This is a genomic window from Ramlibacter sp., assembly GCF_035548915.1.
Taxonomy (GTDB): Bacteria; Pseudomonadota; Gammaproteobacteria; order Burkholderiales; family Burkholderiaceae_C; genus Ramlibacter.
This window is the reverse complement of the sequence record NZ_DASZSE010000044.1, coordinates 1-26,617: the sequence shown is the minus strand read 5'-3', so window position 1 is coordinate 26,617 and position 26,617 is coordinate 1. Positions and strand designations below refer to the sequence as shown.

Genomic DNA, 26,617 nt, shown 5'->3' with positions numbered 1-26,617 from the left:
ACTTGCTGAAAGGTCAGGGGCCGCTCCGCGCGTTCAGCCCTTGACCGCTCCCGACGACAGGCCCGCCACGAGGTGGCGCTGAGCCAGGAATGAAAAGAGGACCACAGGCAGGGTGACCAGCATTCCCGATGCCGTGAGTCCGCCCCAGTCCATGCCGGACTCGCCCGCGTTGAAGGCCGCCATCATCACGGGCAGCGTCTGCGTGGCGTTGTTGGTCAGCACGGCGGCGAACAGGAAGTCGTTCCACGCCAGCTGCAGGCACAGGATGCTGGCCGCCACCAGCCCCGGCCGGGCCAGCGGCAGGATGACGAAGCGGAACGCGGCGAAGCGGCTGGCCCCGTCGATCCACGCGCTCTCCTCCAGTTCGACCGGCAAGTCCTCGAAGTAGCCGCGCATGATCCACACCACCAGCGGCAGGCTGAAGGTCGTGTACGCCAGCACGACGCTCAGCCGCGTGGTCGCAAGCCCCATCTTGTGGAACAGCAGGTACATCGGCACCAGCACGGCGATCGGCGGCAGCATGCGCATCACGAGCAGGGCGAAGAACAGCGCCGAGCGGCCGCGGAACGGAAAGCGCGCAAACGCATACGCGGCCGGTGCGCCGACCGCGAGCGACAGCAGCACGGCGCTGGTCGACACGATCATCGTGTTGGTGAAGGCGCGCACGAAGTCCGCGCGCACGAGCACCGCGGCGTAGTTCTCGAACGTCGGCCACCACAGGTAGAGCGGCGGCGACGCGAACACCTGGGAGCGCGTCTTGAGCGACAGGCCGAACACCCAGAGCACCGGGAACAGGAATGCGAACGCGAGGATCGCAAGCGCGGCATAGATCAGCGCCGACTCCAGCTTGCGCGCGCGTGCGGAACCGGTCACGGCGGCCATCAGAGCGCCTCCCGGCGGCGGATCACGATGATGAACAGCACGCACATCACGAGCGACATCAGCAGCATCAGCCAGGCCGCTGCCGCGCCGAAACCGAAGTCGAACTGCACGAACGTCGTGAGGTAGGTGTACATCGAGAGGACCATCGTGCTGTTCGCCGGGCCGCCGCCCGTCATCGCATAGATGTTGTCGAAGGCGCGGAACTCGAAGATCGTGCGCAGCAGCAGGGCCACCAGCAGGTAGGGCCGCAGCATCGGCAGCGTGATGAACCAGAAGGTCGCGAGGCGGCCGGCGCCGTCGATCGCGGCCGCCTCGAGCGGCTCGCTCGGCAGCGAACGCAGCCCGGCCAGCACGATGATCGTGACGTAGATGGTGTTCTGCCAGACGCCGACCAGCCAGATCGCGTAGATCGCCGTGTCGGGGCGGCCGAGCCACACGACCTCCGCGCCGATCCACTGGTTCAGGATGCCGTGGCTCGGGTCGAGCAGCAGCTTCCAGCACAGCGCGCCGACGATCGGCGTCATCATCATCGGCACGATCAGCACGCTGCGGAACACGCGCATGCCTGGCAGGTCCACGTTCAGCAGCAGCGCGATCCCGAGCCCGAGCAGCATCTGTGCCGCCACGGTGGCGGCCGTATAGCCAAAGGTGATCAGCGTCGCCTTCTGGAACACGGGGTTGCTCACCACATCGTCGTAGTTGGCAAGGCCGACGAATTTGCCCGCGAAGAGGGACTGCTCCAGGCCCCACGAGTTGAAGCCCAGGTAGAGCGAGAACAGGAGCGGCAGGCCGAAGACGCACAGCATCATCGCGAACGTGGGCAGCACCGTGACCCGCGCGAAATGCCGGTCGAAGAAACTGTCGATGCCGGCGTTTCTCATTCGAACAGGTCCGCGCGATCCACGAGCACCTTCGGCAGCGAGCGAAGGACTTCGGTCAGGTGGCGGCGCATGGCGCGGTCGGCTGCGTCCGCATCGTGCGCATCGATGGCGGCCAGGATGGTCTCGTGCTGCGCGATCAGCCCGAGCACCGTCTTCTGGTCCAGCAGCGTCAGGTGGCAGACGCGGTCCATGTGGGCCTTGATGTCGATGACGGCCTGCCACGCCAGCTCGGCATCGGCGCCGGCGGCGAGCGCTGCATGGAAACGCTCGTCGTGCAGCTGGAAGGTGACGAAGTCGCCGTCCTTCGCCGCCTTGCGCTGCGCCGCGAGGATGGTGTCGATGCTGGCGCGGAACATCGGGTCGAAGCGCGCGCAGGCCTGGCGCACGATCGCCGTCTCGATCGCCTCGCGCGTGAAGCGCACCTGCATCACCTGCCGCGCCGAGATCTTCACCACGACCGTTCCGCGTTGCGGCACGACGCGCACGAGACCGAGCTTGGCGAGCGCGATCATCGCCTCGCGCGCCGGCTGGCGCGAGACGCCGAAGCGCAACGCGACTTCGTTCTCCGACAGGTGCGCACCCGGAGGCAGTTCCAGCGTCACGATCGCGCGCCGCAACTCCTGCTGGATATGCTGCGCGGCGGAGTCGACCGACGACAGCGACGAGCGCGGCGATGCGAGTCCCATGTCGCCCAGCTTGTCCGGTGTGCGGACCACGGTGAGTTTCTTGCTCTTCATGCCACCGCCCGCTGCGCGAACGCGGCCGTTGCGGCCTGAGCGATGCCGTCGTCCTGCTCGCCCGTCGCGCCGCTCACACCGATGCCGCCAATGCACACTCCGGCCGCGACGATCGGCTGGCCACCGATCAGCGGGACCATCCAGCCGGGAAATGCATTCGGCAGACCGTAGGCAATGGCGCCCGGTGCGGTGGTGGGGCCGTAGTCGCCACTGGGCCGCTGGAACAACGCGGCGGTCCACGCCTTGGCCTGCGCAACGTGGACGCTCGCGGGCTTGGTGTCGTCCATGCGGAGCAGCGCAAGGGGGACGCCGCTCGCCTCCACCACGACAACCGTGACACGCACACCCATCCCCGCAGCCGCCTCGATCGCACGATCGACGAGGAAGCTGGCGTCCGACTGGGTGAGGGTCCACATCTGGCGCGGCATCGCTGTCTCCCAAAGTCAGGGCCCCTTCAGGCCGAGCATGTCGCGCGCCTCGCGCGGCGTGGCGACTTCGTAGCCCAGGTGGCGCATCTGCGTGACAGCCTGCTCGACCTGTTGCGCGTTGCTGCTGGCCAGCACGCCCGGCTCGATGTAGATGCTGTCTTCGAGGCCGACGCGCACGCTGCCACCCAGAAGTGCACCTTGCGAGATCGTGCGATGCGGGTGACCGGAGCCCAGATCGGCGATCGACCAGTGCAGGCCCGCGAGCGAGTCCTTCATCGCCAGCATCGTCGATAGCGTCGCCGGCGCGCCCCAGCGCGCGCCCAGCACGACCTGGAACAAGGCGGGCGTCTCCACAAGTCCTTCCCGGATCAACTGCTTGCCGAATTCGATGTGCCCGAGCTCGAACACTTCGAGGTCGGGCCGCGTGCCCGCCGCGCGGATGCGCCGCGCCATTTCGCGCAACTCGCTCGGCGCGTTCATGTAGACGAGCTTTTCGAAGTTCATCGAGCCGACGTCCAGGCTGCACAGCTCGGGGCGCAATAGTTCGACGTGCGCCACGCGCTCGGCCGCGGCGAGCAACGTCGATCCTTCGCCGGCAACACCCAGCTTGGCCGCGTCGAACGCATAGGTGCCGCCGCGCCCGCACGACAACTCGAGAATCAGTTGCGACCGAGCGCCACGAATTCGTTCCACGACGTCTTGGTACAGATCCACGCGGCCGGATCCCTTGCCGGTCTCGGGGTCGCGCACGTGCAGGTGCGCGATGGAGGCGCCGGCGCTTTCGGCTTCGAGCGCGGCCCGCGCGATCTGCTCCGGCGTGATCGGCACCGCGGGATTGGTGCGGAAGCCTTCCCCGCTGCCGGTGACGGCGCACGTGACGATGATCTTGTTGGACACTGTCGTTGCCTTTCGCTCAGCCGGCCGAGTCGATCTCGGCCTTCACTGCGGCAACCAAATCGCGCCGCGCCTGGATGCCCGCGGAGAAACGGTTGCCGGTGATCACGCCTCCATCCACCACGAGGTCGACGCCGTTGATGAAGCTGCCGGAGTCGGACGCGAGGAACAGCGCAGCCTGGGCGATGTCCTGCGGCATGCCGGCGCGCGGGATCGGCTGCGCATTGGCGAAGTGCCTGGTCACGGTCTCGAGGTGCCGGTCTGCGGTATTGGGATCGACGCCGACGCCCTTGGCGAACACGCCGGTCACGATGGCACCGGGCGAGATGCTGTTGACACGGATGTTGTGCTCGCCGAGTTCGGCTGCCACGCAACGCGTCGCGTGCACGACCGCCGCCTTGGCAAGCGAATAGGTCTGCGAACTCAGCCCCGAGCGATGCGCGGCGATGCTGCCCGTGTTGAGGATGCAGCCGGAGCGCTGGCGCAGCATGACCGGCGCGACGAATTTCATGCCCAGTACCACGGCGCGTACGATGACAGCCATCTGCGCATCGAACTCGGCGATGTCCAGGTCGGCGATGCTGCGCTGGGGAATACCGTACCCCGCGTTGTTGAAGAGGCAGTCGATGCGGCCGAAACGTTGGGCCGTCCCGTCGATCAGGTCCTTCAACTCCGTCTCGCTCGCCGCGTCGGTCTTCACGAAGCTTGCCGCGCCGCCCAGCTTGCTTGCCAACGCTTCGCCGGCGTCGCTGCGACGGCCCGCGATCACCACGGTCGCGCCTTCCTCGACGAAGACTTCCGCCGTGCGCGCGCCGATGCCGCTGGTGCCGCCGACGATCACCGCGACCTTGCCTTCGAGAGCTTTCATTTCATGTTCTCCTGGATTCGGTTCGGCGATGGCGCGCCACCCGTGGCCGTGCGGCCGCCATCGAGCATCAAATGGGTTCCGGTGACGTTGCCGGAGAGCGGCGAGCACAGGTACAGGACCGCGTTCGCGATTTCGAGCGGCGTGCTGTAGGCGCCGGTGGGGATGCCGGCACGGATGGCCACGCCCATCGCGACGGGGTCGGCCGGGTTGCGCTGCGTCTCGATCGAACGCATCATCCGCGTCTCCACGGGACCGGGGCAGATGGCGTTCACGCGCACGCCCATTCGCGCGACATCGGCCGCCGCTGCCTTGGTCAGGCCCAGGACGCCGTGCTTGGAGGCGACATAGGCGGGCATGCCGGCACCGCCGAAGATCGCGGTGATCGATGCCGTGTTCACGACGGTGCCGCCCCCTTGTCGCAGCATCACCGGCAGGACATGGCGCAAGCCGAGGAACACGCCCTTCAGGTTGATGCCGATCACGCGATCGAACATCGCCTCGTCATAGTCCTGCGTCGGCGCGATGGCACCCTCGACTCCCGCGTTGTTGAAGAAGCAGTCGATGGCGCCGTAGGCATCGAGCGAAGCCTGCACGTAGCGCCGCACGTCGTCGGAGCGCGCGACGTCGGCGCGCACGAAGCGGGCATCGCCGCCGTGCTCCTCGATCGCATTCGTGCAGGCGAGGCCGGCTTCCTCGTCGATGTCCACGACCACGACTCTCGCGCCATGCGCTGCGAAGGCGAGCGCCGCAGCCCGGCCGATGTCGCCGCCGCCGCCGGTGATCAATGCAACCTTGCCTGTGAAGTCCATCATCGATCCAACCTTACTTCGGGGGATGGGCGCGCACAGCCGCTTCGTTCACCTCCACGCCCCAGCCGGGCCCGGTGGGCAGCAGCAAGTCGCCGTTGTCGATGACCGGTGCGTTCACGAACAGCTCGTCGCGCCAGCTCGCACTGTCGACGTCAACCTCCATCACCCGAAAGTTCGGCGCCACCGCGCAGAAGTGAGCGCTGATCGCGGTGGCGAGGTGGCCGTAGTAGTTGTGCGGTGCGACGTTGACCTCGTAGCTCTCGGCCATCGAGGCAACCTTCATCGACTCGAGCATGCCGTTCCACAGCACGTCGACGATGACGACGTCCGATGCGTAGGCGTCGAGGAACGGGCGATAGCCGCGCCGGCCCGACACCGACTCGGACGAGGCGACAGGACATGGCGCGCGACTGCGAATCAAGGCTAGCGCGCGCGGGTCCCACGTGTCGAATTCCAGCCACGCGAGGTCGTAGGGTTCGACGGCCTTCGCAACCTTCAGCAGTCCCTCGGTCTTGAAGTGATAGTTGACGTCCAGATACAGGTCCATCTCCGGGCCGGCCCCGGCGCGAAACGCGGCGAGTGTATCGCGCACCGCCTTCAGCGCCCTGCGATCGACGTTCAGTTCCGGCCAGCCCGGCGTGCGCCCGGCGCCGGGACCGAAACCCACCAGCCGCGTGCCGTCGAAGTCCAGGATGTTGGTTTTGAGGCCCTTGAAGCCGCGCGTCTTCACATGAGCGCCGAGTGCCGAGATGTCGTCATAGGTCATCGCCTGCGGCGTTCCGACGTCGCGATGGTTTCGAACGCGGTAGGTGCCGCAGTGCGACCAGTAGACCGGCAACCGGGTGCGAATCGGCCCGCCGAACAATTCGTAGACCGGCACGCCGAGCGCCTTGCCCTTGATGTCGAGCAGTGCGTTCTCGATCGCCGCCATCGCGCGCTGGTTGACGCCGCTCGCCGCTTGCTGGTGGCGGATGTAGAGGAGCGACGCGATCGCCTGCACGGGGCGCGGGTCCATCCCGATCAGGCCCTCGGCCATGCCGTGGATCACCGACGTCAGGCCGCGGCTGCCGTCACCCTCGGTGTACTCCGACCAGCCCACGAGACCGTCATCGGTGGTCACCTTCAGGAAGGAGAATGTCCTCCATCCCGCATCGCAATGGAGACTCTGGACTTGCTCGATCTTCACGAAATTTCTCCTGCCTCCGCGAGGGTCCGCGAACCGGACGCGAGTACCATACTAGAGTATTCAACGCCGCGCGGCAAGCGCGTGTTCCCTGCGGGCGAAGGACGATCGTGAAAATTCTGGCTGAAGGACTGGGGTTCCCCGAAGGGCCCATCGCAATGAAGGACGGGTCGATCCTGCTGGTCGAGATCCAGCACGGTAACGTGACGCGCGTGCGGCCTTCAGGCGAGAAGCAAGTCGTTGCGCATCTGGGCGGCGGGCCCAACGGCGCGGCGATCGGGCCCGATGGTGCCGTCTATGTCTGCAACAACGGCGGGTTCGAGTGGCATCGCGATGAGCATGGCGTGCGCCCTGGTCGCCAGTCGATGGCCTACGGCGGCGGAAGAATCGAGCGTGTCGATCCGGTCACCGGCGAATGGAGCGTGCTGTATCGCGAGTCGCCCAACGGACCGCTGCGCGGGCCGAACGACATCGTGTTCGACAGCGCGGGAGGCTTCTGGTTCACGGACTTGGGCAAGCGCCGCGAGCGCGACATGGACCAGGGCGGCGTCTACTACGCGCGCATCGACGGCAGCGAGATCCGCGAAGTGATCCATCCCATGATGACGCCCAACGGGATCGGGCTGTCACCCGACGGCTGCGTCCTATATGTGGCAGAGACAGCAACCGGCCGGCTGTGGGCCTTCGCCGTTCGCGCGCCGGGTGAGATCGATCGCAAGCCGTTCCCGTCGCCCAATGGCGGCACGTTGGTGGCGGGCCTGCCGGGTTACCAGCTTTTCGATTCGCTTGCCGTCGAGGCCGACGGCAACATCTGCGTCGCGACGCTGTTCAATGGCGGCATCACGACGATCGCGCCGGACGGAAAGCGAATCGACCACACGCCGCTGCCCGACCTGTTCACTACAAATATCTGCTTCGGTGGACCGGACCGGCGGACCGCCTACGTGACACTCTCATCCAGTGGACGTTTGATCGCGCTCGATTGGCCTCGGGCTGGCTTGGAGCTGGCTTGGAGCTGAATGGCAAGGCTCATTTCATGCTTTCGCTGATGCCTTTCGCAACCAGGACATTGCAACCCCTCGACAACGCGTTCGGCGCGAGGATGTCACCCATGTCTCAGGTACGTTCAGTCACGTATCTCTTCGGGAAGGACAGGTTTGAAGTGGTGGGTCCTGTAGGATTCGAACCTACGACCTACGGATTAAGAGTCCGCTGCTCTACCAACTGAGCTAAGAACCCACATCTGAAAACCGGAAGCCTTTGGTGGAGATGAGGAGGATCGAACTCCTGACCTTCGCATTGCGAACGCGACGCTCTCCCAGCTGAGCTACACCCCCGAAAGGATTGCCATTGTAGCCGAATTGGAAAGCTTCCGATCGGCCGGCACGCGACCCTGCTACGCTTCGCGCCGTGAGCGAATTCGAGATCAAGCTGAACGTCCCCGGCGACAGGCTCGCCGCCGTGCAGGCCGCCGTGCGCCGCGGCGAATCGCGCGACGAGCGCCTGCGAGCACGCTACTTCGACACCGAAGACGGCAAGCTCGCCGCGCGCCAAGTCGTGCTGCGCCTGCGCCAGGAAGGCCGACACTGGGTGCAGACCGTGAAGGCGCCGGGCGACGGCATGCTCGATCGCCTCGAACACGAAGTCGTGCTGGCAGAGGGCGAGGATGCCCGCATCCGCCTCGCCCGGCACAAGGGCACCGATGCGGGCAAGCTGCTCGCCGATGCCCTGGGCGGCCTCGGCGCCAAGGCGGACGCTTCGCTCGGCGAACAATTCCGCACCGACATTTCGCGCACCACGCGACTGCTCACGGTCGGCACCACCACCGTCGAACTCGCGCTCGATACGGGCCGCGTGATCGCGGGGCGCCGTCACGAGGACATCGCCGAACTCGAACTGGAACTGAAGCAAGGCAGCCGTGCATCGGCCATCGAACTCGCGCAGCGCTGGTGCGAACAGCACGGCCTCTGGCTCGACACGGTCACGAAGTCGATGCGGGGCCGGCGTCTCGCGGCGGCCGAAGAGCGCATCGAGCCCACCGGCTTCGAGGCACCCGAACTCGACGCGAACATGGACGTGCCCGCCGTCGCACGCGCGGTCGTCGGCTCCGCGTTGAGCCAGGTGCTGGGCAACGCGAGCGCGATCGCCGCCGATGCGTACGCCGACGAGCACGTCCACCAGATGCGCGTCGGCCTGCGCCGCCTGCGCACGGCGCTGCGCGAATTCCAGACGCTGGCGCCGTTCTGCTCGCCCGCGGAGATCCAGGTGCTCAAGGATGCGTTCCGCGCGCTGGGCGCCTACCGCGACAGCACCTACGTCGAGCCGCGCCTCATCCGGCAGATGGAGGCCGACGGCGCGCCGTCCGGCCGCCTGCACGTGCCGCGAAGCGACCCGCCGGACCCGGGGGCCACTGTGCGCGAGGGCCGGTTGCAGTCCGTGCTGCTGCACGTGCTCGGCAACCTCTGCACCGACGGCGAGTTGCCTGCGGCCGATCCACACGCGCTTCACGCGCTGATCGAAGCGCGCTTGAAGAAACTCCATCGCCGCGTGCGCAAGGGCACGAAGGATTTTGCGGCGCTTCCGCTCGAAGGGCAGCACGCGCTGCGCAAGCGGTTGAAGCACCTGCGCTATCTCGCGGATTTCGTTGGCACGCTGTACCGGCGCACGCAGGTCGAGGACTTCCTCGAAACGATCAAGCCGCTGCAGGACGCGCTGGGCGAGTATCAGGACACGATCACCGCGCTTTCGGCGTGGAACGAGCGCACCGCGATCGAAGCACCCGCGTGGTTCGCGGTCGGCTGGCTGCAGGCGAACCGGCGCGCCGCGCTCGCCGAATGCGAGAAGGCATGCCGGCGCTTCCGCGCTGAGGTGCGGCCGTTCTGGCGCTGATCCACCGTCAGCGTCACCGCTTCCTCCTTGACGATCCCGCCCCGGCCGATCGCTTCAATGCCCGCCGCGCCGCGGCCGCGTCCTTTCGCCCGAGCGGCGTGAACTTCACACCTCGCTGCGCGTTGTACGACACGAAGAACGCTTCCAGTTCGCACAGCACCTTCCCGGGCACGTCCTCGAGCGAACGCCAGTGACCGAACCGGTGTGAAGCGGCGGCCACCGCGATGAAGCGGTCGTTGCGCACCGGCTTCGCGTTCGCGGCGCTTGTCTGCTCGGCCTCGATCACACCCAGCACGTGGCACGGCACGACGATGCCCGGTGCGAGCGGCTCGTCCGCGAAGACCAGTGCATCGAGTGGGTCGCCGTCGCCACCGCGCGTGGAAGGAATGAAGCCGAAATCCGTGGGAAAGGCGCTGCCCACCGGCAGCATCAGGTGCAGCTCGAACGCGCGCAGGCGCGGCTCGTACTTGAGTTTGGTGCGCGTTGCCGCGCTCGCTTCGATCACGACGCGCAAGCGCCCTTCGCGATCGAACGCGGGCAGGCGATCGAGCGGTGCCAAGGCAGCCATGCCCCGTTGATAGCACACGCCTGCGCGGCCGTGCCGTGAACGCGGCGCCTGCTCGCCTACTCGGCCGGCGCGAAGATTCCGCTCCAGCCGGTGGTTGCCACGCGCAACCGCCGGCCGAGCCTGGCGAGCCGAAAGCGCGCGCCGTTCGCAAGCGCCTGACGCAGCAGCCAGTGCGCGGCCGGACCGAGCGCGACGCGCCCCGGCGCGATCTCGGCCACGACCTCGTCGTTGCTCGCGCACACCGCCACCGGGCCCTGCGCCCAGAGCCCTTCGTGGGTCTTGTAGAACTGCATGAAGAGCACGCCGTCGCGTTGCGCGAGCGACATCACGAGCGGTTTGCCGTCGGCCATCGACGTCTCGACCCACGCCTGCGGCAGGCGCTTCTCCCCGAGCAGCGCGGCAACCTCCTCGACGCTCGACGCGCAGGCCAGCGCACACGTGGGCACGGCCAGCGCCGCGGCGGCGGCCGCGCGGATTCTTCGCTTCATCGTTTGCCGCATCCTCCGCCCGGGGATCGTCCGCGCCGAGCGTGTCGGCTTGATGACGAGCCGAACGCACCCTACGCGTGCGCCTGCACCTGGTCCCGCTCGAATCGCTCGGCGAGTTCCGCGCACCGCTGCTGCAGCCAGTCCAGTTCGCGCGCTTGCGCCTGCACTGAAATCTCGCGGCTGAGCTCGCCCGCCGCCTCGAAGCCGTACATGCCGAGGCTGCCCGCGAGCATGTGTGCGGCCGCGCGCACGGCGTTGCGGTCGCCGCGCTCGGCGGCCTCGCGCAGCTGTCCCATCAGCACGCGGCGCGACGCGATGAATTCGGGCAGCAGCGCGCCCGGATCGTCGTCGATGGAGTCGCCCGCATCGGCCGCGCAGGAAAGCGACTCGCCGCGCACCACCGCCAGCACTTCCTCGCGCGTGGCGGGTTTCACGAGGTAGTGGTCGAACCCGGCCTCCTCGCACTGCCTCCGCGTCGCTTCGTCGTCCCACGCGGAGAATGCAACGATCACGCTCGGCACCTGGCCGCGCTCGCGCTGCAGCTCGCGAATCCGCCGGATCGTCTCCGGCCCGCCCATCACGGGCATCTGCAGATCGAGGAAGACGATGTCGGGGCGCGCACGCGCCACGCACTCGAGCGCGGCCCGGCCATTCACCGCCTCGTCCACGCTCACGCGCGCGGGCAGCAGGCTTCTGAGCACGAGGATGTTGTACGGGTCATCATCGACGAGGAGCGCGCGCGTCTGCGCTTCGGCCGGCTCCGCCGGCATCGGGATGCCCGGCATCGTCTCCTCGCGCGCGGAAACGGCCGGCCGGCTCGGTGCGCCCGGCACAGGCGCCGCGGGCGCCGAGGCGGGCCAGAGCGGCAGCCACAGCGCAAGCGTCGTGCCTTCCGATTCGCCGGTGGACATCTGCAGGTCGCCGCTTTGCACCTGCGCCATGAGCCGCGCGGAATAGGCACCGAGCCCCGTGCCGCCCGGCTTGCCGTGGCTCGCGTACTTCTGGAAGAAGTTCTCGCGCACGGCCTCGGGCACGGCGCCGGCGTTGTGGATCGTGAGCATCACCGTGTCGGTCGCATACCGGTGACGCTGCAGCCGCACCGTGACGCTGCCGCCTTCCGGCGACGCTTCCAGCGCGTTCTTCATGAGGTTGGCGAGGATGGAGTAGCAAAGCAGCTCCTCCCCCTTGCCGAGGAGCGGCTCGCGCGGCGCCTCGACGCGAAACGCGATGCGCTTGGAGTCCGCATGCCCTCGAAGCTCGCGCGCCACCGTGCGCACGAGTCCGCCCAGGTCCACCGGCTCGGCACGCAGGCGGTAGGTGCCCTGCTCCATGCGGTAGAGGTCGAGTGAGAGGTTCACCATGCTCAGCACGCGCAGCGCGGCGTTTTCCACCATCGCGAGGAGCTCCTCCTCGCGCGCGGCGAGCGGCCCCGATTCGCGCAGGAGCCGCGGCACGGAGGCGATCGAGGCGAGCGGCGTCTTCAGGTCGTGCCGCGCGATGCGTTCGACTTCCTCGCGCACGCGGATCGCCTCGCGCAGCTGCTCGTTTTGCCGCTCGAGCTGGCGCGCCTGCTCGCGCATGCGCTCGTGCGATTCGAGGAGCGCCTGCTGCGCGTTCACGTGCTCGGAGATGTCCATGAATGTGCAGATGAAGGCCTGCGTGCGGCCGCGGCCGTCCATCACGGCGATGCCTTCCGTGTGGACCCAGATCGCGTGGCCGGACACGCGCAGGAGCCTCAGGTCGTCGGGCGGCTGATGGATCACGCTGTGCGGCCGCGCGCGCGCATCGAACACCGCGCGGATGTGCGCGCCGATGCGTTCGCGGTCGTCGGGGTGCACGAAGTCGGTGAATTGCCACCGGCTCGAGTCGCCTTCGAGCGGCAGGCCCAGCAGCGCCCGCAGGCGCTGCGAATAGAGCACCTTGCCGTTGGCCTCCCACTCGAGCGAGCCGGCGTTCGTGCCGCGCACGAGCAGGTCGAGCCGCTGGCGTTGCTGCGCTTCCTTCCTGCGCTGCGCGTCGGTGATCGAGGAGAAGATGTTCGTGAAGAGCATGGTGAGCGCCAGCGTCACGCCGACGCGCGCAGTCACCTGAGGCCCCAGGTGGAACCACGCCGCCGGAATAGCCATGAGCACGATCGCGCCGTTGAAGAGGTTGGCGGGCCCGCGCGGCAGCACGAAATGGATGAGCAGGATCGCGGCGTAGCACCAGAGGATGCCCACGAGGCCTTGCTCGTACATCGCCAGGCCGAGCGCGACGAGCGCGGGTCCGAAGATGAGGACCACCGGGAACGCGGGCTTGCGGTGCCGCGCGATCGCGTACGCATTGCCCAGCAGGCCGACCACCACCAGCAGGCTCGCGACGCCGAGCACCGCGCGGTCCTGAACGAAGTTGTTGAGCGCGAACGGCAGCAGGAAGAGCCCGCCCACCGCGCAGAGGACGAGGAACACGCGTGCCCCATGGGCTTGCACGAAATCGCCGCGCAGATCGATGCCGGTGCCTCGCCGCGGGAGCTCTTCGGTGGCGGGCTGCGTGATGGTGGTGGGCGCGTCCACGAATGTACGAGCGTTGCGCGATTCAAATTATGTTGGGATGCGGCGGTTTCGTGTGGGAAGCGAGACCGTCCGGTCGTCCATTTCCTGCCGCTCGTCTCCGCGCGGCGCGGCCATGCGCCCCATCGCGCGAAAAGTTGCGTGACAATGCCCCACCCCATCGTCTCACCCATTGCCCCACCCCACCGCGACTCTCGAAGCTCTTCATGGCCAAGCGCACCAAGGTTCTATTGATCGACGACGACGCCGTCGTCCTGCGTTACCTCGGATCGAAGCTGGGCACGCGCTACGAGGTCCTCACCGTGCAGGAGCCGCATGCGGGCGTGGCGCTCGCCCGAGCGCAGCAGCCGGACGTGATCGTCTGCGACATCGACATGCCCGCCATGAGCGGCGGCGACGTGGCGGCCGCGCTGGCGGCCGACGCGCTCACCAGGAAGATTCCGGTGGTGTATCTCTCCGCGCTCGTCTCGCCGGAGGAAACGCGCGACCTGCAGGGCGTGGTCGGCGGCCGTCGCGGCGTATCGAAGCGCGCACGGCTGGCCGAACTCGTGGCCGTCATCGAGCAGGCAACCGCGACGGCCTGACGGCTCAGGCAAAGAGGCGCCTGGCGCGGTCGGACAACTCCCGTTGCCGCATCATGATGCGCGGAACGTCCGGATGCGTGGGGTCGATCTCGCTCATGGCCCAGCGGTAGAACGCCTGGGCGAGCACCAGATGGAGGTAGCTGAGTATTTTCATCCGGCTGATGGTGCCCGGACGGTTGCGCGAGGCCGTCGGAGCCGCGCGCGTCCCGGGCTGCGACATCCGCGCGTCGGGGTGTCGGACGCTACCGATGAGCCATGGTTCCGCGGCCCCGCGCAAGCGGACCGTGGCTCCGCGCACGATTGCCGGCCGGGACAGGCGACAATGCCCGGTGCATTCGCCCCACACCACCTCCCAGAACCACCTCCTCGCGGTTTTTCCCGAAGCCGAATACCAGCGCGTCGCGGCAAGCCTCGAACTCGTCGAGATGCCCCTCGGCAAAGTGCTGAGCGAATCCGGCGGCCGCATGCGGCACGTCTATTTTCCGACGACGTCCGTCATCTCGATCATGTACGTGCTCGCGGACGGCGCCGCCGCGGAAATCGGCGTCGTCGGCAACGAGGGCATCGTCGGCATCTCCCTGTTCATGGGAGGCGATACGACGCCGAGCCGGGCGGTTGCGCGCGGCGCGGGCCACGCCTATCGCCTGGACGCCGCGCTGCTGCAGGCCGAATTCAACCGCGGCGGGCCGGTGATGCGCCTGCTGCTGCGCTACACGCAGTCTCTTCTCACGCAAATGGCGCAGACGGCCGTGTGCAACCGCCACCACGCCGTCGAGCAGCAGTTGTGCCGCGCCCTGCTCCTCACGCTCGACCGGACTTCGGGCAGCTCGCTGCACATGACGCAGGAGCTGATCGCCGGGATGCTGGGCGTGCGCCGGGAGGGCATCACCGAAGCCGCGGGCCACCTGCAGCGCGCGGGGCTCATCCGCTACCGGCGCGGACACATCGACGTGCTGGATCGCGCCGGGCTCGAAGCGACCGTCTGCGAGTGCTATGGCGTCGTGAAGCTGGAATACGAGCGGCTCATGAACGACATCCCGCGCGTTGTGCCCGAGGTGTTCGCCTCCGCCGCGGCGCGGCGCGATCCATGAGCGACGGGGCGCGCGAGGCGCCGTCGGTTCGCTACCGCACATACGGCGCGGGCGAGTCGGTTTAGGGTTGCCGCAACAGGCGCGCATTTCCCATCCCTTCAGTCCGTCGGTGGCCGGCAGCCGCAGCAGATGCGGTGCGCTTGTTCCTACCCGGAAGTGAACCATGTCCCATCAACGAGGCGCCCTCGAGGCCGTGGGCGACGACGCGCGCGAAGCCGATGGCGCGCGCGAGCCGCCCTCCACCGTCGTGCGCCTGAAGGAAGGAGCGCTCGAACGGGCGATCCTCACCAGCGCCAGCTTCTCGATCATCGCGACGGACGAGAAAGGCGTCGTGCAGCTTTTCAACCGCGGCGCGGAACGCATGCTCGGCTACCGCGCCTTCGAAGTGGTCGACCGGCTGACCCCGAGCGATCTGCACGACCCCGATGAAGTGCGCGAGCGCGCCGAGGCGCTCAGCCTGGAAATGGGCACCGCGATCGCGCCGGGCTTCGAGGCGCTCGCCTTCAAGGCATCGCGGGAGATCGAGGACATCCACGAGCTCACCTACGTGTGCAAGGACGGCAGCCGCATCCCGGCGATCGTGTCGATCACCGCGCTGCGCGGGCGCGACGGGCAGGTCATCGGGTATCTGCTGATCGGCACCGACAATTCGGCGCGAAAGCGCGCGGAGTCGCTTCTGAAGGAAGCGGTGGCCGCCGCCGAAACCGCCAATCGCGCCAAGTCCGATTTCCTCTCGGGCATGAGCCACGAGCTGCGAACGCCGCTGAACGCCATCCTCGGCTTCGCGCAGCTGATCGACACCGGCGCGCCGCCGCCGACGGCGACGCAAAAGCGCGGCGTCGACCAGATCCTGAAGGCCGGCTGGTATCTGCTGGACCTGATCAACGAGATCCTGGACCTCGCGCTCATCGAGTCGGGCAAGCTCACGCTGTCCAACGAGCCCGTGTCGCTCGCGGAGATCATCGCGGAATGCCACGCGATGATCGAGCCGCAGGCCGGCTCGCGCGGCATCGGCATGGCGTCGCCGCGCATCGACGCCAGGCAATTCATCCAGGCCGACCGCACCCGCCTGAAGCAGGTGCTGATCAACCTTCTTTTCAACGCCGTGAAGTACAACCGCCCGAACGGCACGGTCGGCATCGATGCCGGCACGGGCAGCGCGGGAACCACCCGCATCAGCATCCGCGACACCGGCATGGGCCTGCAGGCCGCGCAGCTGGGCCAGCTGTTCCAGCCGTTCAACCGCCTGGGCAAGCAGACCGAGGCCGAGGAAGGCAGCGGCATCGGGCTGGTCGTGTCCAAGCGCCTGGTGGACCTGATGGGCGGCTCGATCGGCGTGGAAAGCACGCCGGGCGAAGGCAGCGTCTTCTGGGTCGAGTTCGCGCAGGCGCAGGCTCCGCTCGCGAGCCTCGCGACAGCCGGCGAAGCCGAACCCGCGCGCGCCGCCAGCCCGGGCGCGGCGCTTCGAACGGTGCTCTACGTCGAGGACAATCCCGCCAATCTCGAGCTGGTGAGCCAGCTCATCTCGCGGCGCGGCGACCTGCGCCTGCTGAGCGCGCCCGACGCGCCGCTGGGCATCCAGTACGCCCGGGCCTACCTGCCCGAGGTGATCCTGATGGACATCAACCTGCCGGGCGGCATGAGCGGGCTCGAAGCGCTCGAGGTGCTCGCGGCCGATCCGGCAACGGCGCACATTCCCGTGATCGCGCTCAGCGCCAACGCCGTGCCGCGCGACATCGAGCGCGCCCTCGTCGCGGGCTTCTTCAACTACGTCACCAAGCCGATCGTCGTCGGCAAATTCATGCTGGCGCTCGACGCGGCGCTCGCGAATCCGGGCGGCGGCCGCGGACTCCCGCTCGGGGAATCCCCATGTTGATCGCCGAGGCGGCGATCCTCGCGGCGCGCATCCTCGTCGTCGACGACCAGCCGACGAACGTCACGCTGCTGGAGGAGGTCCTGCGCCAGTCGGGCTACACGAACGTCGCCTCCACGATGAATCCGCTGGAAGTGTGCGCCTTGCATCGCCGGGAACGCTTCGACCTGATCCTCGTGGACCTGCAAATGCCGGGCATGGACGGCTTCCAGCTGATCGAAGCGCTCAAGACCAACGAGACCGACCCGTGGCTGCCGGTGCTCGTGATCACCGCGCAGCCCGGCCACAAGCTGCGCGCGCTGCAGGCGGGCGCGAGGGACTTCATCGGCAAACCGTTCGAGCTGGTGGAGGTGAAGACGCGCATCCGCAACATGGTGGAAGTGCGGCTGCTCCACGCGCGACTGCAGGAGTACAGCCTGGGGCTGGAAGCCGCCGTGGAGGAACGCACCGCACAGCTGCGCGAGAGCGAGGCGCGCTATCGCAGCCTGACCGAACTCGCGTGCGACTGGTACTGGGAGCAGGACGAGAGCGGCGCCTTCACGAAGGTGTCCGGTCCGGTCCTGGAGATGCTGGGCATCCGGGTGGACGGGCTCGTCTCGCGCGAGCGCGACAACGAAGTCGCGGGGTGGAACGAATCCGAGCGCGCATCGCTGCGGGCCGCGATCGCGGCGCGCGAGCCTTTCCTCGATTTCGTCTTCAGCCGCCGCAACGCCGACGGCACCGAACAGAAGTTCCAGGTGAGCGGCGAGCCGATGTTCAGCCGCACCTGCCAGTTCATCGGCTATCGCGGCATCGGAATGGAACTGCGGGGCGAGGCATGACCGGAGCCGCCCGATGAAAGTTGCAGTCAGGCTGGCGGCCGCGATCGGCCTCGCGATCGACATCGAGTCGTACATCATCGAGGACGGCGAGATCGGCCAGCAATTCGCGCAGGCGCTGCTCGAGCGGCAGGCAAGCGGCGTGCAGGTGAATGCGATCTACGACAGCGTCGGCGCGTTCGCCACCGACAGGCAGTTCTTCGAGCGCCTCGCGCAGGCCGGCGTGCAGGTGGTGGAATTCAATCCGGTGAGTCCGCTCAACCTGAAGAAGGGCTGGGCGCCCAACCACCGCGACCACCGCAAGCTGCTCGTGGTCGACGGGGCCATCGCCTTCCTGGGCGGCATCAACATCAGCAACGTCTACTCGAGCGGCTCCTCGATCCGGCATGGCGAACAGGCCGCGGACGCGATCGTCGACGGAGTCTGGTCGTGCGTCGGCTCGAGCAACCTCGACTGGCGCAGCGCGATCGACAACGACGAGATCAACGCGGTGATTCTCGGGCGCGAGTTCGGGCAGCAGATGCAGGCCGCGTACGAGAAGGACATCGCCGCCTCCGATGCCATCGAGCTCGAGGCATGGCAGCGCAGGCCCCTCGAGTCGAAGCTGAAGGAACTCGGCGCTCGCTTGTGGGGTCCTCTCCTCTGAGCGGCGGCGCGAGGTACTATGCGCGCCGGCGCACAGACGAGGTGCGAGCCCGCGAGCATCATGTGCTGCGTCATCACCGACACACGAAAGTCATTCATGAAAATCAAGATCGCATCGGCCTGTTTCGTCATCGGAGCATTGCTTGCGCCGCTCGCCCTCCACGCCGCCGAATCGAACGGCGGCGACGGCGATCGTGCACACCCCAAGGCATTCGTCAAGGACTCGTTCATCACGACGAAGATCAAGGCCCGGCTGGCCGAGGAAAGGCCCGGCAGCCTCGCGCGCGTCAAGGTCGATACGCGCGGCAGGGGCACCGTGACGCTGAGCGGCAGCGTCCGCAGCAGGGACGAAGCGGAGCGTGCCGTGTCGATCGCGCGCGCCACCGACGGCGTGAGGACGGTCAGCAACCACCTGCGCATCGTGAAGAGGAACGAAAGATGAACTGGGACCGCATCAAGGGCAACTGGAAGCAGGTGACCGGGCACGCCCGGCAGCAGTGGGGCAAGTTGACCGACAACGACCTCGAGCTGATCGCCGGCCATCGCGAGCAGCTCTCTGGCAAGATTCAGGAGCGCTACGGCATCGCGAAGGAAGAGGCCGAGCATCAGGTCACGCAATGGGAGAACAAGGTGATGGACGCATGCCCTCCGGAACAAAGCCGGCCGACGGAAAAAGACTGAAGCGCCCCGTGCCGATGACCGGCGCCGCGAAGGCGCTGGTGCTGCAAGGCGGCGGCGCGCTGGGCGCCTATCAGGCGGGTGTGTACGAGGCGCTTCTCGAGAGCGACAACCGCCTCGACTGGGTCGCGGGCGTATCCATCGGCGCAGTGAACGCCGCCCTGATCGCCGGCAACGCGCCCGGCCAGCGGGTGGATCGCCTGCGTGAATTCTGGCGCGAAGTGTCTTCCGGCCCCGCGCAGAACGTCCCGCTGCACTGGGGCGATCGGGCGGTGCTCAACCAGTGGAGCGCCGCCGCGGCGATGCTCGCGGGCATTCCCGGATTCTTCCGGCCGCGCGCGGACCTGTCGCTGCTCATGGGCGGCGCCGCGCCGCTGCTCAGCTTCTACGACACGGCGCCGCTCAAGGCGACGCTCGAGCGGCTGGTCGACTTCGACCGCATCAACCGGCGCGAGATGCGCCTGAGCGTCGGCGCGGTGAACGTCCGCTCGGGCAACTCGATCTATTTCGACAACGCCACGCAGCGCATCGGGGTCGAGCACATCATGGCAAGCGGCGCGCTGCCGCCCGGCTTTCCGCCCGTGCACATCGACGGCCAGGACTACTGGGACGGCGGCCTGCTTTCGAACACGCCGCTGCAGTACGTGCTGGACTCGTACGAGCGCAACCGGCGGCTCGTGATCCTCCAGGTGGACCTGTTCAGCGCGCGCGGTTCGATGCCGCGCACGCTGTCGGAAGTGATCGAGCGCCAGAAGGACATCACGTATTCGAGCCGCACGCGCATGAATACCGATGCCGCGGCGACCCACGTCAACTTGCAGCAGGCCGTGGCGGACCTGATCGCCGAGCTGCCGGCGCGGCGGCGTTCCGACGCGAGCATCGTCGCCTTGAGACAGCAGATGAAGTGCGAGCCGATCGACATCGTGCACCTCATCTATCGCGACAAGCCCTACGAGCTCGACTCCAAGGACTACGAGTTCTCGCGCGGCATGGTCGAGGAGCACTGGAACGCCGGCGTCCGCGACATGCGCAACACCATCGCCCATCCGGAGTGGCTGCGAAGCGCCACGGAAAACGGAGTGACCACGTTCGACCTCGCGCAGCCCGGCCCCGGGCGTGTGCGGCATCCGGCGCCGCAGGCCGAAGGCGGGTCGTGAAGCACGACGCCCGCGCCATGCCTCGGGCGCCCGGCCCGGGCGCCGCCCCATTCCACTTTCCCGCGCAATCATCACAAGGAGCATTCCCATGCAACTCCAGGACAAGGTCGCCTTCGTCACCGGCTCGGCCAGCGGCATCGGCAAGGAAATCGCGATCGTCTATGCGCGCGAAGGCGCGAAGGTCGTCATCGCCGACATGAACAAGGAGGCGGCCGACGCAACCGCCGCCGAGTTGAATGCGAGCGGCGGGCGAGCGCTCGGCGTCGCCGTGGACGTCACGAACGAAGACCAGGTGAACGCGGCGGTCGATCTGGCGGCCTCCTCGTTCGGCGGCATCGACGTCCTCGTGAGCAACGCGGGCATCCAGATCGTGCATCCGGTGGAGGACTTCACCTTCGCCGAATGGAAGAAGATGCTGGCCATTCACCTGGACGGCGCGTTCCTCACGACCCGGGCGTGCCTGAAGCACATGTACGCGCAGGGGCGCGGCGGCTCGGTGATCTACATGGGGTCGGTGCATTCGAAGGAAGCATCGCTCCTGAAGGCGCCCTACGTGACGGCCAAGCATGGGCTCATCGGCCTTTGCAAGACCGTCGCCAAGGAAGGCGCGAAGCACAAGGTGCGCGCGAACGTGATCTGCCCCGGGTTCGTGCGCACGCCGCTCGTGGAAAAGCAGATTCCCGAGCAGGCGAAGACGCTCGGCATCAGCGAGGATGAGGTGATCCGCAACGTGATGCTCAAGGAAACGGTGGACGGCGAATTCACCACGACCGACGACGTCGCCCGCGTGGCGCTGCTCTTCGCCGCGTTTCCGACCAGCGCGCTCACGGGCCAGTCCCTGGTGGTGAGCCACGGCTGGTTCATGCAGTAGCCCGCCCCATGAAACCGCCCGAACCGCAGCTGGAAGCCTGGCACATCGAAGATTCGCTCGGCGCGTGCTTCGTCGTCGGCACGCTCGCCCTCCTCGCGCTCACGGCCTGGCTCGGATGGCCGGCCGTCGGCGGGTGGCTGTTCTCGATTTGAACAAATATATTGCCGCTCGGTGCGGCGCCGTACAGACCGGCACGGCGCGTGGCGCCATGCTGGAATCACAAGAGGGCTTTTCCTCTCGATGGAGTTCGTCATGAATAGAAACCCGATCCTGTGCGCCCTGCTGGTGCTGCCCCTTGCCTTCGGAGGGACCGCCTATGCCCAGGCCGGCCGCGACGACCAACGGCACGGCGACGGCCGCAACACGTCGCACCGGGCCCGCGCCCACCCGCCACAGCAGCATCGCGCTCCCCCGAGGGACGAGCGCGGCGCCGGGCCCGATCACGAATTCCACCGCGGCGACCGCCTGCCCGCCGAATACCGCAACAGGACCTACGTCGTGGACGACTGGCGCGGCCATCACCTGAGCGCGCCGCCCCGCGGCTACCACTGGGTGCAGACGGGCGGAGACTACGTTCTCGCGGCGGTCGCCACCGGGGTGATCCTGCAGCTGCTGCTGAACCATTGACGGCGGGCGTGCCCGGACCCGCCGGGCCGCTCATGCATCGGCCGGCCCCGCGTCGGTGGACAACGCATCCTCGCAATGCTCGGGGATGCGCCGCACGCCGTCGGCGCCGGCGATCGCTTCGATTTCGATGACCGGCGTCTTCCACTCCACGCTGCCGAAGATGGACGCGAAGGCGGCGTCCGCCGCGTCGCGTCCCGTGGCAAGGCGAATGAACCCCATCGGAATCGCGGTGCCCGAAGGATCGAACAGATACCACGCGCCACCGACGTACACCTCAACATAGGCGTGGAAATCCGGCGGCCCGAGCGCCGGGTCGGCGCCGTAGTCGATCCCGGTCGCGAAGCGCGAGGGAATGTTGACGGCGCGGCAAAGCGCGATCATCAGGTGCGCGAAGTCGCGGCAGACGCCCTGCTTCGTGACCAGCGTGTCGCACGCCGACGTGTTGCCGTCGGAGCTGTTGGAGAGAAACGCGACGTGGCGCCGCACCCAGTCGCGGATCACGAGGACGCGTTCGTAGCCCTGGCGCAAGGCGCCGAACTCCGCGAAAGCGAAGCGGTGCAGTCGATCCGACTCGCAATAGCGGCTCGGGTAGAGATAGGGCAGCACCGAGGCAGGCAATTCCGAGATGGGCACCTCCCCGAGCGACGACGCCGCGGCGCGCCGATGCGTCAGGTCGACCACCGCTTCGCAGCTCACCTGCAGCGCGCCGGGGCGGGTGCGCAGGCGAAAGTACCGCGCGTGCGTCGCCGGGTCCGTGTACGCATGCACCGGCTGCTCGGGGGCGATCCCGAGCGTCTCCGAGACCACGCGCTGCTGCTCGGTGCGCGTCGCCTGCACGTTGAAGATGAAATCGCACACGTCGCTGCGCACTTCGTAAAGCAGATCGGCCTTGTAGCGCAGCCGGATCGGTGCCGCGCGGGCAGCCGGGGCCGCGTCGAGGGAATTCGCCATTCACCCATTGTGCGCGCCGCGGCCGGCGCGTGGTGGATCATGCCCCGCGCGGGGTCGGATCATCCGCGCGGATGATGCGCCGCATGCAGCTGCTTCAGCCGCTCGCGCGCGATGTGCGTGTAGATCGTGGTGGTGGAGATGTCGGCGTGACCGAGGAGCATCTGCACCGCGCGCAGGTCCGCGCCGTGATTGAGGAGGTGCGTGGCGAACGCATGGCGCAGCGTGTGCGGAGAAATCGGCGACGCGATGCCCGCGCGCACCGCGCAGCGCTTCACGATCACCCAGAACATCGCGCGCGTCATGCCGTGGCCGTGCGCCGTGACGAAGAGGTCCTCGGTCTGCTGTCCCGCGAGGATCGCGGGGCGGCTCGATGCGAGGTAGCGCTGCAGCCAGTCGCGCGCCACGATTCCGAAAGGAACGAGCCTCTCCTTGCCGCCTTTGCCGACGACGCGCAGCACGTTCTCGTTCAGGCTCACGTTGAAGGTCTTGAGCGTGACGAGCTCGCTCACCCGCAGGCCGCTCGCGTACATGAGCTCGATCATCGCGCGGTCGCGAAGTCCGAGGGGAGTGGCGGGGTCGGGCGCCGCGAGCAGCGCTTCGACTTGCGCTTCGGTCAGGGTCTTGGGCACGCGCAGCGGCTGCCTGGCCGACTGCAGCTTGAGCGTGGGATCGGCCTCGACGATGCGCTCGCGCAGCGCCCAGCGGAAGAACCGCTTGAAGACCGTGAGGCGCCGGTTGGCCGAAGTGGATTTCGTGTCCGCGTGGCGCGCGGCGAAGTAGCCGAGCAGGTCGTCCTCGCCGCTTTGCGCGAGCGCCTTGCCCCTCGCGGACAGCCAGCGGCCGTACAGCGCGAGGTCGCGCCGGTACGCCGCCAGGGTGTTCTTCGCGAGGCCCTCTTCCAGCCAGAGGGCGTCGATGAATGCGTCGATCGAATCGTCGGAGCTCAATCCAGGGAAAGATGCGCGGTTGCCACGACCTTCTTATACACCGCGTACTCCTCGCGAATCTGCTGGGCGAACTGCTCCGGCGTGTTGCCGATGACGATCGAGCCCGTGTCTTCGATGCGCTTTCTCACCGCCGGGTCCTGCAGCGACTTGATCACCGCGTCGTGGATTTTCGCGACCACGTCCTTCGGCATGCCCTTGGGCCCGTACAGGCCGTAGAAGGCCATGCGGTTCACGGGCTCGAGGCCCACTTCCTGGAAGGTGGGCACATTGGGCAGGTCCTTCACGCGCGCGGGCGCGGCCACCACGATGGGCACGAGACGGTTTTCCTTGATGAAGGGCAGCGCCGAAGGCAGGTTGTCGAAGATCATCGGCACCTGGCCCGCGACGGTGTCGTTGAGGGCGGGGCCCGCGCCGCGATACGGAATGTGCGTGACGAACGTGCCCGAAAGGCTCTTGTAGAGCTCCATCTGCAGGTGGCCGATGCCGCCCGTGCCGGAGGACGAGAACGAGTACTTGCCGGGATTGCGCTTCAGCACCTCGAGGAATGTCTTGTAGTCCCGCGCGGGAAATCCCGGGTTCACCGCGATCACGTTGGGCGTTGCGGCGATGTTCACGATCGGCGTGAAGTCCGTGAGCGGGTTGTACGGGATCTTCGGGTTGATCGCCGGATTGGCCGCGACGGTGGAAACGGTCGCCATGCCGATGACGTAGCCGTCGGGCGCCTGATGCGCGGTGTCCGTCGCGCCGACGACGCCCCCGCCGCCCGCCTTGTTCTCCACCACGACCGGCTGGCCGAGGTTCCTGCCGAGCGATTCGGAGATCACGCGCGCGATGATGTCGGTGGTGCCGCCCGGGGCGAACGGCACGGTGAGCCTGATCGGGCGGACGGGGTAGCCATCGGCGGACGCGGAGGTGGCGAAGGCGGCCAGCGCGAGGGCCGGGACTGCGAGCCAGAAGCGGCGATTCATCGAACGGTTCTCCTTGGGTGTCGGTGTCGGTGTCGGTGGGAGGGGGGGGAAGGACTGCGCGGCTTCCTTGTCGAAAGACCCGCGGATGCTAGTTCCGATTCACGTGCGGCTGGCTGTGGATTCCCACATTTTGACGGCAGGCACCCCGGCTTCGCGCGGTGCCGTTCGCTATCCTTGCGCCCGTGGCCTTCGCGCAACTGCTCCTGCCCGACTTCTCGCTCATCCTCTGCGGCTTTCTCGTGTGCCGCTACACGGCGCTCGGGCGCAGCGTGTGGGAACAAGTGGAGGTGCTCGTCTACTTCTTTCTCTTCCCGGTGCTTCTTTTCCAGTCGATCGCGCGCAGTGCGCTCGATCTGTCGACGGCGTGGCGGCTGATGGCCGCGGGGCTCCTGCTCGGTGTGATCGGCATCGCCATGGCCTATGCCATCCCGTACGTTCCGGGCCTTTCGAAGCGCATCGATGCACGCGAGCATGCGGCGAGCGCCCAGGTCGCGTTCCGCTTCAATTCATTCATCGCGCTCGCGATCGCGGAGCGGCTCGCGGGCGCGCAGGGGCTGCTGCTGATCGCGATCCTGATCGGCGTGTGCGTGCCGCTGTTCAACATCGGGGCCGTCTGGCCGATGGCCCGCCACGCGCAGACGGGATTCATGAAGGCGCTCTTGCGCAACCCGCTCGTGATCGCCACGGCGCTCGGGCTCGCGACGAATCTCGCGGGGCTGCGCGTTCCCCCGTGGATGTCTCCGACACTGGATCGCATCGGCTCGGCGTCCATCGCGCTCGGCCTCATGACGGCCGGCGCGGGCATGCAGTTTTCGCAGCTCGCGCGGTCGAAGTCGCTCACGGTGTCGGTGCTCGCGATCCGGCACCTGCTGCTGCCGCTGGTCGCACTCGCGCTCGCGCTGCTCATGCGGCTGGATGTCGCGCAGACGACGGTGCTGCTCGCCTTTTCCGCGCTGCCCACGGCGTCGAGCTGCTACGTGCTCGCATCGCGGATGGGCTACAACGGCGGCTACGTCGCGGGGCTCGTCACGCTCTCGACCCTGCTCGGGATGGCAAGTCTTCCGTTCGCGCTGGGCGTGCTCGCGCCGTGAACGGGATGGCGACTGGATGGTGCAATGGCCGTTCCTGAAGAGGATGGGCAGGAGATGCCATCCCGTGCCCCGCGAGACTTCCTCCTGCCCGCCCTGCCAGCCTCGGCTGACATCGAGCGGTGCCTCCCCGCCGCTACATTGGTGAGCGGGAGCCGTGCGGTCCGGCAGTCGCGTGCCGCGCCTCCCGTTCGAAGGGGAAGCCGTATGAAGTCCACCATCCTCGCGGTCGCGAGCGCCTTGTCTCTCGGCGCGTTCGTGCCCGCCGCACAGGCCCAGCAGATCGCCTACTCATCCACCCCGCTCACCCTGCGCGCCGGGCCGGATCCGATGTATCCGCCTGTCGTGACCCTGCCCGCGGGCATGCAGGTCTCGGTGCAGGGTTGCCTCGCCGGCTACACGTGGTGCGACGTGATCGCGGGGCTCGACCGCGGCTGGGTCTGGGGCGGCAGCCTCAACTATCCGTATCAGGGCTCGTACGTCGCGCTGCCGAACGTCGCGGGCCTGATCGGCCTGGGCATCCTCGGCTTCGCGCTGGACGATTACTGGTCCGCGCACTACGCCCACCGGCCGTTCTATGCGCAGCGGCACCGCTACGAGCATCGGGCGCCGTCGATGAGCTACTACTACAACCACGACCACGACCACGGCCACAACCACGGCAACGACCACGACCGCGGCCCGGTCGTGCGGCACGAGGCGCCTCACGTCGCGCCCGCCCCCGCGCCGCAAGCGATCCTCGGCATGCGCGGTCCGGAGAGACCCGCGCGCGCCGCACCTGCGCCGCGCGCGCAGCGGGAAACGCACGTGATGGGCGGCCCGCCCGCCGCACGGATCGAGCACGCACAGCCCAACCGCGGCCGCGGTCCCGCTGGCGGGCCGCATGGCCATCGTGGCGGTGACGACCGCGACCACCGGCACTGACCGCCCTGCTCGACCTGCCCGGCCTGCGCGCGTCACGGCGCGGCCGCGGGCGCGGGCGCGAATCACGCCCCAGCCCGCGCCGGCGCTTGCGTCTCGCGCGCGTTGGCATCGAGCCGCAGCGCGGCGACCTGCGCCGCCGCGAGCGCCGGATAGAGCGGCCGCGCGATCCAGCGCGCCACCAGGCTCGCGAGCATCGCGGCCGCCATGAGGCTGAGCACC

General features: G+C 68.0%; 30 protein-coding genes and 2 tRNA genes. 15 read left to right on the top strand and 17 right to left on the bottom strand.

What is annotated here, in order from left to right:
* Positions 1-33: 33 nt before the first annotated feature.
* The 8 genes from VHA82_RS18105 to VHA82_RS18070 are packed head-to-tail and all read right to left on the bottom strand — an operon-like array spanning position 34 to position 6,685.
* On the bottom strand, positions 34-882 hold the full coding sequence (locus tag VHA82_RS18105) for a carbohydrate ABC transporter permease (protein ID WP_325546337.1): 849 nt from the start codon (positions 880-882) through the stop codon (positions 34-36).
* A complete protein-coding gene (locus VHA82_RS18100; RefSeq protein ID WP_325546334.1) occupies positions 882-1,763 on the bottom strand; it encodes a sugar ABC transporter permease in 882 nt (293 codons plus the stop codon). The genes VHA82_RS18105 and VHA82_RS18100 overlap by 1 nt, the downstream gene beginning before the upstream one ends.
* Entirely contained in the window at positions 1,760-2,500 is a 741-nt protein-coding gene (locus VHA82_RS18095) for a GntR family transcriptional regulator (RefSeq protein WP_325546332.1), read from the bottom strand. Before VHA82_RS18095 ends, VHA82_RS18100 begins: the two co-directional genes overlap by 4 nt.
* A complete protein-coding gene (locus VHA82_RS18090) occupies positions 2,497-2,928 on the bottom strand; it encodes a GlcG/HbpS family heme-binding protein (protein ID WP_325546329.1) in 432 nt (143 codons plus the stop codon). The genes VHA82_RS18095 and VHA82_RS18090 overlap by 4 nt, the downstream gene beginning before the upstream one ends.
* 15 nt (positions 2,929-2,943) lie before the next feature.
* Complete coding sequence (locus VHA82_RS18085) at positions 2,944-3,825, bottom strand: 3-keto-5-aminohexanoate cleavage protein (protein WP_325546327.1); 882 nt, start codon at positions 3,823-3,825, stop codon at positions 2,944-2,946.
* A gap of 16 nt (positions 3,826-3,841) precedes the next feature.
* Entirely contained in the window at positions 3,842-4,798 is a 957-nt protein-coding gene (locus VHA82_RS18080) for a glucose 1-dehydrogenase (RefSeq protein WP_325546325.1), read from the bottom strand.
* Positions 4,687-5,502, bottom strand: a complete 816-nt coding sequence (locus VHA82_RS18075; RefSeq protein WP_325546323.1) for a glucose 1-dehydrogenase — start codon at positions 5,500-5,502, stop codon at positions 4,687-4,689. Before VHA82_RS18075 ends, VHA82_RS18080 begins: the two co-directional genes overlap by 112 nt.
* 10 nt (positions 5,503-5,512) lie before the next feature.
* Complete coding sequence (locus VHA82_RS18070; RefSeq protein WP_325546321.1) at positions 5,513-6,685, bottom strand: mandelate racemase/muconate lactonizing enzyme family protein; 1,173 nt, start codon at positions 6,683-6,685, stop codon at positions 5,513-5,515.
* 107 nt (positions 6,686-6,792) lie between these two features.
* Between VHA82_RS18070 and VHA82_RS18065 the strand changes: the two genes are divergently transcribed.
* Entirely contained in the window at positions 6,793-7,701 is a 909-nt protein-coding gene (locus VHA82_RS18065) for an SMP-30/gluconolactonase/LRE family protein (protein ID WP_325546319.1), read from the top strand.
* A gap of 144 nt (positions 7,702-7,845) precedes the next feature.
* Here the strand turns inward: VHA82_RS18065 and VHA82_RS18060 are convergent.
* Both VHA82_RS18060 and VHA82_RS18055 read right to left on the bottom strand, forming a co-directional pair.
* Positions 7,846-7,921 (bottom strand) — tRNA-Lys (locus VHA82_RS18060).
* A 22-nt stretch (positions 7,922-7,943) separates the two neighbouring features.
* A tRNA-Ala gene (locus VHA82_RS18055) sits at positions 7,944-8,019 on the bottom strand.
* A gap of 73 nt (positions 8,020-8,092) precedes the next feature.
* On the opposite strand from VHA82_RS18055, the gene VHA82_RS18050 reads away from it, so the two are divergent.
* Positions 8,093-9,571 carry a CHAD domain-containing protein gene (locus VHA82_RS18050; RefSeq protein ID WP_325546317.1) on the top strand — a complete coding sequence of 493 codons (1,479 nt, stop codon included), beginning with the start codon at positions 8,093-8,095 and terminating at the stop codon, positions 9,569-9,571.
* Between the two features lie 13 nt (positions 9,572-9,584).
* On the opposite strand, the gene VHA82_RS18045 is transcribed toward VHA82_RS18050, so the two are convergent.
* The 3 genes from VHA82_RS18045 to VHA82_RS18035 all read right to left on the bottom strand — a co-directional run bounded on the left by VHA82_RS18045 (position 9,585) and on the right by VHA82_RS18035 (position 13,179).
* Positions 9,585-10,139, bottom strand: a complete 555-nt coding sequence (locus tag VHA82_RS18045) for an inorganic diphosphatase (RefSeq protein ID WP_325546314.1) — start codon at positions 10,137-10,139, stop codon at positions 9,585-9,587.
* Positions 10,140-10,195: 56 nt separating this feature from the next.
* Positions 10,196-10,627 (bottom strand): hypothetical protein, encoded by a 432-nt coding sequence (locus VHA82_RS18040; RefSeq protein WP_325546312.1) that lies wholly within the window; start codon positions 10,625-10,627, stop codon positions 10,196-10,198.
* Between the two features lie 71 nt (positions 10,628-10,698).
* Positions 10,699-13,179 (bottom strand): response regulator, encoded by a 2,481-nt coding sequence (locus VHA82_RS18035; RefSeq protein WP_325546310.1) that lies wholly within the window; start codon positions 13,177-13,179, stop codon positions 10,699-10,701.
* Between the two features lie 203 nt (positions 13,180-13,382).
* Here VHA82_RS18035 and VHA82_RS18030 point away from each other — a divergent pair, with 203 nt between their 5' ends.
* Positions 13,383-13,760, top strand: a complete 378-nt coding sequence (locus VHA82_RS18030; RefSeq protein ID WP_325546308.1) for a response regulator — start codon at positions 13,383-13,385, stop codon at positions 13,758-13,760.
* Positions 13,761-13,764: 4 nt separating this feature from the next.
* Here VHA82_RS18030 and VHA82_RS18025 read toward each other — a convergent pair whose 3' ends face one another.
* Complete coding sequence (locus tag VHA82_RS18025; RefSeq protein ID WP_325546306.1) at positions 13,765-13,914, bottom strand: hypothetical protein; 150 nt, start codon at positions 13,912-13,914, stop codon at positions 13,765-13,767.
* A gap of 175 nt (positions 13,915-14,089) precedes the next feature.
* Here VHA82_RS18025 and VHA82_RS18020 point away from each other — a divergent pair, with 175 nt between their 5' ends.
* The 10 genes from VHA82_RS18020 (at position 14,090) to VHA82_RS17975 (ending at position 21,520) form a co-directional block, all read left to right on the top strand.
* A complete protein-coding gene (locus VHA82_RS18020; RefSeq protein WP_325546304.1) occupies positions 14,090-14,851 on the top strand; it encodes a Crp/Fnr family transcriptional regulator in 762 nt (253 codons plus the stop codon).
* A 163-nt stretch (positions 14,852-15,014) separates the two neighbouring features.
* Positions 15,015-16,727 carry a hybrid sensor histidine kinase/response regulator gene (locus VHA82_RS18015; protein WP_325546302.1) on the top strand — a complete coding sequence of 571 codons (1,713 nt, stop codon included), beginning with the start codon at positions 15,015-15,017 and terminating at the stop codon, positions 16,725-16,727.
* The gene (locus VHA82_RS18010; protein WP_325546301.1) at positions 16,721-17,545 is read left to right on the top strand and encodes a response regulator; all 825 of its coding nucleotides are present in this window, start codon (positions 16,721-16,723) and stop codon (positions 17,543-17,545) included. Before VHA82_RS18015 ends, VHA82_RS18010 begins: the two co-directional genes overlap by 7 nt.
* A gap of 13 nt (positions 17,546-17,558) precedes the next feature.
* Entirely contained in the window at positions 17,559-18,188 is a 630-nt protein-coding gene (locus VHA82_RS18005; RefSeq protein WP_325546300.1) for a phospholipase D-like domain-containing protein, read from the top strand.
* A gap of 96 nt (positions 18,189-18,284) precedes the next feature.
* Positions 18,285-18,629, top strand: coding sequence for a BON domain-containing protein (locus VHA82_RS18000; protein WP_325546298.1), 345 nt, complete (start codon positions 18,285-18,287; stop codon positions 18,627-18,629).
* A complete protein-coding gene (locus tag VHA82_RS17995; RefSeq protein ID WP_325546296.1) occupies positions 18,626-18,868 on the top strand; it encodes a CsbD family protein in 243 nt (80 codons plus the stop codon). Before VHA82_RS18000 ends, VHA82_RS17995 begins: the two co-directional genes overlap by 4 nt.
* Positions 18,829-20,022 carry a patatin-like phospholipase family protein gene (locus tag VHA82_RS17990; protein WP_414708671.1) on the top strand — a complete coding sequence of 398 codons (1,194 nt, stop codon included), beginning with the start codon at positions 18,829-18,831 and terminating at the stop codon, positions 20,020-20,022. Before VHA82_RS17995 ends, VHA82_RS17990 begins: the two co-directional genes overlap by 40 nt.
* Positions 20,023-20,110: 88 nt before the next feature.
* Positions 20,111-20,893, top strand: a complete 783-nt coding sequence (locus VHA82_RS17985) for a 3-hydroxybutyrate dehydrogenase (protein ID WP_325546294.1) — start codon at positions 20,111-20,113, stop codon at positions 20,891-20,893.
* 8 nt (positions 20,894-20,901) lie between these two features.
* Positions 20,902-21,045, top strand: a complete 144-nt coding sequence (locus VHA82_RS17980; protein ID WP_325546292.1) for a hypothetical protein — start codon at positions 20,902-20,904, stop codon at positions 21,043-21,045.
* A 100-nt stretch (positions 21,046-21,145) separates the two neighbouring features.
* Positions 21,146-21,520, top strand: coding sequence for an RcnB family protein (locus VHA82_RS17975; RefSeq protein ID WP_325546290.1), 375 nt, complete (start codon positions 21,146-21,148; stop codon positions 21,518-21,520).
* A gap of 30 nt (positions 21,521-21,550) precedes the next feature.
* Here the strand turns inward: VHA82_RS17975 and VHA82_RS17970 are convergent, their stop codons facing one another.
* Genes VHA82_RS17970 through VHA82_RS17960 form a run of 3 tightly spaced genes read right to left on the bottom strand, consistent with a single transcriptional unit; the run spans position 21,551 to position 24,386 of the window.
* Positions 21,551-22,471, bottom strand: coding sequence for a transglutaminase family protein (locus VHA82_RS17970; RefSeq protein WP_325546288.1), 921 nt, complete (start codon positions 22,469-22,471; stop codon positions 21,551-21,553).
* Positions 22,472-22,530: 59 nt separating this feature from the next.
* Complete coding sequence (gene xerD / locus VHA82_RS17965) at positions 22,531-23,418, bottom strand: site-specific tyrosine recombinase XerD (protein ID WP_325546286.1); 888 nt, start codon at positions 23,416-23,418, stop codon at positions 22,531-22,533.
* Positions 23,415-24,386, bottom strand: coding sequence for a tripartite tricarboxylate transporter substrate binding protein BugE (locus tag VHA82_RS17960; RefSeq protein ID WP_325546284.1), 972 nt, complete (start codon positions 24,384-24,386; stop codon positions 23,415-23,417). The genes xerD and VHA82_RS17960 overlap by 4 nt, the downstream gene beginning before the upstream one ends.
* A gap of 182 nt (positions 24,387-24,568) precedes the next feature.
* On the opposite strand from VHA82_RS17960, the gene VHA82_RS17955 reads away from it, so the two are divergent.
* Positions 24,569-25,477, top strand: coding sequence for an AEC family transporter (locus tag VHA82_RS17955; RefSeq protein ID WP_325546282.1), 909 nt, complete (start codon positions 24,569-24,571; stop codon positions 25,475-25,477).
* Positions 25,478-25,681: 204 nt separating this feature from the next.
* Positions 25,682-26,398 (top strand): SH3 domain-containing protein, encoded by a 717-nt coding sequence (locus VHA82_RS17950; protein ID WP_325546280.1) that lies wholly within the window; start codon positions 25,682-25,684, stop codon positions 26,396-26,398.
* The last annotated feature ends 219 nt before the right edge of the window (positions 26,399-26,617 follow it).